This is a genomic window from Brevundimonas diminuta ATCC 11568, from assembly GCF_000204035.1.
Taxonomy (GTDB): domain Bacteria; phylum Pseudomonadota; class Alphaproteobacteria; order Caulobacterales; family Caulobacteraceae; genus Brevundimonas; species Brevundimonas diminuta.
The window spans coordinates 2,524,628-2,529,764 of sequence record NZ_GL883086.1 but is presented as its reverse complement, the minus strand read 5'-3'; the positions used below and the strand labels follow the sequence as shown (position 1 = coordinate 2,529,764).

At 66.6% G+C, this 5,137-nt stretch carries 5 protein-coding genes and 1 pseudogene; 1 reads left to right on the top strand and 5 read right to left on the bottom strand.

Annotated features, from left to right (window positions below):
- Nucleotides 1-261, top strand: a pseudogene (locus BDIM_RS16225) (hypothetical protein); the annotation flags it as partial.
- A gap of 137 nt (nucleotides 262-398) precedes the next feature.
- On the opposite strand, the gene pnp reads toward BDIM_RS16225, so the two are convergent.
- The 5 genes from pnp to BDIM_RS16200 all read right to left on the bottom strand — a co-directional run.
- Complete coding sequence (gene pnp, locus BDIM_RS16220) at nucleotides 399-2,627, bottom strand: polyribonucleotide nucleotidyltransferase (RefSeq protein WP_040346467.1); 2,229 nt, start codon at nucleotides 2,625-2,627, stop codon at nucleotides 399-401.
- A 259-nt stretch (nucleotides 2,628-2,886) separates the two neighbouring features.
- A complete protein-coding gene (gene rpsO, locus BDIM_RS16215) occupies nucleotides 2,887-3,156 on the bottom strand; it encodes a 30S ribosomal protein S15 (protein ID WP_003166644.1) in 270 nt (89 codons plus the stop codon).
- A gap of 12 nt (nucleotides 3,157-3,168) precedes the next feature.
- Nucleotides 3,169-4,101 carry a tRNA pseudouridine(55) synthase TruB gene (gene truB / locus BDIM_RS16210; protein ID WP_003166643.1) on the bottom strand — a complete coding sequence of 311 codons (933 nt, stop codon included), beginning with the start codon at nucleotides 4,099-4,101 and terminating at the stop codon, nucleotides 3,169-3,171.
- Between the two features lie 3 nt (nucleotides 4,102-4,104).
- Nucleotides 4,105-4,557 carry a 30S ribosome-binding factor RbfA gene (gene rbfA, locus BDIM_RS16205; RefSeq protein WP_040346465.1) on the bottom strand — a complete coding sequence of 151 codons (453 nt, stop codon included), beginning with the start codon at nucleotides 4,555-4,557 and terminating at the stop codon, nucleotides 4,105-4,107.
- A gap of 66 nt (nucleotides 4,558-4,623) precedes the next feature.
- On the bottom strand, nucleotides 4,624-5,137 hold a 514-nt coding region (locus tag BDIM_RS16200), incomplete at its 5' end, for a DUF2459 domain-containing protein (RefSeq protein ID WP_040346463.1).

Sequence of the window (5,137 nt, the reverse complement as noted above, 5' to 3'; positions counted from 1 at the left end):
GCCCGCGAGCCCGAGGCCCGCCTGCCCGAAGGCCCGGACATGGCGCCCCAGCCGGTTCCGATCGACGACCGGCCCTGCCTTGAGACCCTGGGCGAAGCGGCTTCGGCCCGCCTAGTCCAGCGCTGCATCGCCGTCAGCCCGGCGACCCGCCCGCCCTGCCACGCTTCCAACCCCTGCGACCTGATCCAGGGCGAGATCGATCGTTCCTGCGCGATGTGGACCCGCGACGGCGAAACCCCGCCGAAAGAGTGCAAGGGCTGATCCTCTCCCTCCCCTTCATGGGAAAGGAGAAAGCGCGCTCAAACAGAGAGCGACCGCGTCGCGAGCGATAGCGCAAAAAAAGACCCCGGCGGATCGCTCCGCCGGGGCCTTCTTCAGTTCAGCGATAACGCCGAGGCTTAGTCGCGACGGCGACGGCCGCGGTCGCCGCCGTTGCGGTCGCCCTTGGGACGGCCGCCGGTGTCTTCCGACAGCGGGGCTTCGCCGCGTTCAGCGCGCTCGGCGTTGATCTTGTCGGTGATGTCCTCGCCGGTTTCCTGATCGACGACCTTCATCGACAGCTTGGTCTTGCCGCGATCGTCGAAGCCCAGGAACTTGACCTTGACCTCTTGGCCTTCCGACAGAACGTCGGCCGGGTTGGCGACGCGCTCCAGGGCGATCTGGGACACGTGGACCAGGCCGTCCTTGGCGCCGAAGAAGTTCACGAAGGCGCCGAAGTCGACAACCTTCACGACCTTGCCGGTGTAGATGGTGCCGACTTCCGGCTCCGAGGCGATGGATTGGATCCAGGCCTTGGCGGCTTCGATCTTCTCTTGCTCGTTGGCGGCGATCTTGATGGTGCCGTCGTCGCCGATGTCGATCTTGGCGCCGGTCTTTTCCACGATCTCGCGGATGACCTTGCCGCCCGAACCGATCACTTCACGGATCTTGTCGACCGCGATCTTGATGGATTCGATCTTGGGCGCGAACTCGCCCAGCTCGGCGCGGGGAGCCTCCATCGCCTTCGACATTTCGTCGAGGATGTGCAGACGACCGGCCGAAGCCTGCGTCAGAGCCTGCTGCATGATCTCCTTGGTGATGCCGGCGACCTTGATGTCCATCTGAAGGCTGGTGATGCCTTCCGAGGTGCCCGCGACCTTGAAGTCCATGTCGCCCAGGTGATCTTCGTCGCCCAGGATGTCCGACAGGATGGCGAACTCGCCCGACGGCTCCAGGATCAGACCCATGGCGATGCCCGAGACCGGACGGGCCAGAGGCACGCCGGCGTCCATCAGGGCCAGCGACGAACCGCAGACCGTGGCCATCGAGGACGAGCCGTTGGACTCGGTGATCTCCGACACCAGACGGATGGTGTAGGGGAAGTCTTCCTTCGACGGCAGCATCGGACGGATGGCGCGCCAGGCCAGCTTGCCGTGACCGATTTCGCGACGGCCCGGCGAGCCCATGCGGCCCGCTTCACCGACCGAATAGGGCGGGAAGTTGTAGTGCAGCAGGAAGGACTCTTTGTAGGTGCCCGTCAGGCTGTCGATGTACTGCTCGTCCTCGCCGGTGCCCAGGGTGGCGACGACCAGGGCCTGGGTTTCGCCGCGCGTGAACAGCGACGAACCGTGGGTGCGCGGCAGGACGCCGACTTCCGAGACGATGGCGCGGACCTTGTCCAGGGCGCGGCCGTCGACGCGGTGGCTGTTCTCGATGATGTCGCGACGCAGGACGTCGGCTTCGCATTCCTTGAACGCGGCCGAGAACTTGGACGAGTCGACGCCTTCCGGCTTCTCGTCGGTCTTCACCAGGGCCTCGGCGGCCTTCTTCTTGGCGGCGTCGACGCCCGAGCGGCGGTCATACTTGCCCGGGTGGGCGTAGGCGGCCTTGATCTCTTCGCCGACCAGCGCCTTGATCGAGGCGACCACGTCCGAGTGGTCTTCGGCCTGGAAGTCGAACGGCTCCTTGGCGGCGTGCTCGGCCAGATCGATGATGGCGTCGATCACCGGCTGCATGCCCGCGTGCGCGAACATCAGGGCCTCGAGCATCTTCTCTTCCGACAGCTCCTTGGCTTCGGATTCGACCATCATCAGGGCGTCCTGCGTGCCCGCGACGACCAGGTCCAGGGCGCTTTCGCCCATCTGGTCGATGGCCGGGTTCAGCACCAGCTCGCCGTCGATCATGCCGACGCGCGCGGCGCCGATCGGGCCCATGAAGGGCACGCCCGAGATGGTCAGAGCGGCCGAGGCGGCGACCATGCCCAGGATGTCGGGATCGTTCTCAAGGTCGTGCTGCAGCACGGTGACGATGACCTGGGTCTCGTTCTTGAAGCCCTTGACGAACAGGGGGCGGATCGGGCGGTCGATCAGACGGGAGACCAGGGTCTCCTTCTCGGTCGGACGGCCTTCACGCTTGAAGTAGCCGCCCGGGATCTTGCCGGCCGCAAAGGTCTTTTCCTGGTAGTTGACCGTCAGGGGGAAGAAATCCAGGCCCGGCTTGGGCTGACGGCCGTAGACGACGGTGGCCAGGACCACGGTCTCGCCGTAGGTCGCCAGCACGGCGCCGTCGGCCTGACGGGCGATGCGGCCCGTCTCGAGGGTCAAGGGGCGTCCGGCCCACTCGATCGTCTTGCGTTTGATATCGAACATGTTTCGTCTTTCGTCTCCCGCGGGCGTATTCCCGTCGGGGGTGTGCGGAGCGTCAGGCCGTTCAGTCCTTAACGGTCCCCGTTGACCTGACCGCGACATCGCGGCCGGGCGGGTGATTGAGGACCGGATTCAAGGCCCTCGCGTCGGTTGCGCCGGTAAGACCCGCGGCGCGCGGGAAAACGTAGTCTAGGAGCGGAACGAGGCGCGGACGTGTCCGCCCGCGCCTCGTGGAATTATCCGATCCGCAACCGGGCGCGCCTTAGCGACGCAGGCCCAGCTTGGCGATCAGCGCCTGATAGCGGGCGCTGTCGGTCTTGTTCAGGTGGTCCAGAAGGCGACGACGCTGCGAAACCTGCTTCAGCAGGCCACGACGCGAGTGGTTGTCCTTCTTGTGAGTCTTGAAGTGCTCGGTCAGGTTGGCGATGCGTTCCGTCAGGATCGCGACCTGGACTTCCGCCGAACCGGTGTCGCCCGTCGAGCGAGCGTTGTCGGCGATGACTTCAGCCTTACGTTGAGCCGTAATCGACATCAGAGTTCTCCATTATGGGAGGTTGAAAACACGATCGGGTTCAAGCCGACCGGCCCTGAGATTGCCGAGCGCGACCAGGGTTCCGCCCTCGAAGACCGAAACCAGCCGCGAGCCGGCGGGCAGCCGGTCCTTAAGCGTTTCAATCTGTCGGGGGAGCAGAACGATCGGCCGTCCCTGCCTCAGAGAGAGGGCGTCCTGATCCGTCACGGCCAACTCCGGGATGTCGTCCAGAGCGGTCGAAACGGGCAGCAAGCCCTCAAAGGCGGCGCCCTTATGCGCCAACTCCTCGAGAAAATCCAGCGTTACGGCGTTGTCGACCGAGAACGGCCCCACCCGCTCGCGCCTCAGGTCCGAGACATGGCCCTCGGCGCCCAGCATGATCGCCAGGTCGCGCGCCAGCGAACGGACATAGACGCCCTTGCCCGTGCGCATCGTGATCTCGACGTGATCGGCGTCCGGCGCGGCCGTCACCGCCGCCTCATGAATGGTCACGCGACGGGACTGAAGTTCAACCTCGACCCCCGCCCGCGCCAGATCATAGGCGCGCTCGCCATTGACCCGTACGGCCGAGAAGGCCGGCGGCGTCTGGTCGACCTCGCCGACGAAGGACGGCAGGGCGGCCTTCACCGCCTCGACCGAGGGGCGCACGTCGGAACGAGCGATGATCTCGCCCTCGCGGTCGATGCTGTCGGTCGAAATGCCCCAGTGGATGGTGAAGCGATAGACCTTCTGCGCCTCCATCATGAAGGGCACCGTCTTGGTCGCCTCGCCCAGCGCGATGGGCAAGATGCCCGAGGCCAGCGGGTCCAGCGTGCCCGCATGGCCCGCCTTCTGGGCGTTGAACAGGCGACGAATCTTCGTCACCGCCTCGGTCGAACCCATCTCATAGGGCTTGTCCAGGCACACCCAGCCGTTGACGAGATCGCCCTTCTTGCGTCGTGCCATAACTCAGTCTTCGCCCTGGTCGTCAGCGTGTTCGATGTCGGCGCGCACGCGCGGATCATTGAACAGACGTTCCATGTGGCTGGCCGTGTCGAAGCTCTCATCGTGGCGGAATTTCAGGTCCGGCGTGAACTTCATGTCGATGCGGCGGCCCAGCTGGCCACGCAGGAATTTGGCATGGTCGTTCAGCGCCTTGATGATCTCGCGCTCGTGACCCGTCGTTTCGGCGGCGTCGACGCCGGCGCCCAGCGGTTCGACGAAACAGGTCGCGTGGCGCAGGTCCGGGCTCATCCGCACCTCGGTCACGGTGACGGAGACGCCGACCAGGGCTTCATCGTGAATCTCATGCTCGCGCATGACGTCGACCAGGGCGTGGCGGATCAGTTCGCCGGCGCGCAGCTGGCGCTGCGACGGCCCCAGCGGGCCGCTGGCGTTGCGGGTGTGTTGCTTGCGGGCCATCGTGGGCTCCTCCTGCTCGCGCCGCCGGGGATCGGACGCCGGCTCTGAAACGCGAAGGGGCGGGGTCTAGTCGCCTGCGCCGCTCAAGTCCAGTTCCGCCGCACCCTGTTCCGCCTGCCGGGCCGCCCGCATCACCGCGCCTGAGGTCAGGCTGCGGGCCATGGGCATGGGCAGGCCGCCCGCGTTCAGCACCTCGGCCGTCCAGTGATTGCACAGATGCCCGACCCAGAAGGTCTCGCCGCTGGCGTAGAAGACGGCGTCGTCGCCGTCTCTCTGCGCCGAAACCACGGCCTGCCCGCCCTCATCCAGCCGCAGCGACGTCGCCACCCGCGCGCGCAGGGCGGCGAAGCCCTGAGGCGACAGGCGCAACGTCGCCCTCTCCGCCTCGGAAAACAGCGCCGGATCGGTCGGATCGGGGTCCAGCATGAGCACCGAAGGATTGCCGCCGGGCTTGAAGAAGGCCCGCGCCCCGTCGGGCAGGCGGCCGCTGATCGCCCCCTGTTCGACATAGAAGACGGAGTCGCCCCAGCCGATCCGCACCCAGTCGCCCGGCGGCAGGGCCCGCACCGCCCGCGCCAGG

Coding starts and splice junctions, on each gene's coding strand:
- pnp (WP_040346467.1), bottom strand. CDS start 2,627: ATGTTCGATATCAAACGCAAGACGATCGAGTGGGCCGGACGCCCCTTG.
- rpsO (WP_003166644.1), bottom strand. CDS start 3,156: ATGTCGATTACGGCTCAACGTAAGGCTGAAGTCATCGCCGACAACGCT.
- truB (WP_003166643.1), bottom strand. CDS start 4,101: ATGGCACGACGCAAGAAGGGCGATCTCGTCAACGGCTGGGTGTGCCTG.
- rbfA (WP_040346465.1), bottom strand. CDS start 4,557: ATGGCCCGCAAGCAACACACCCGCAACGCCAGCGGCCCGCTGGGGCCG.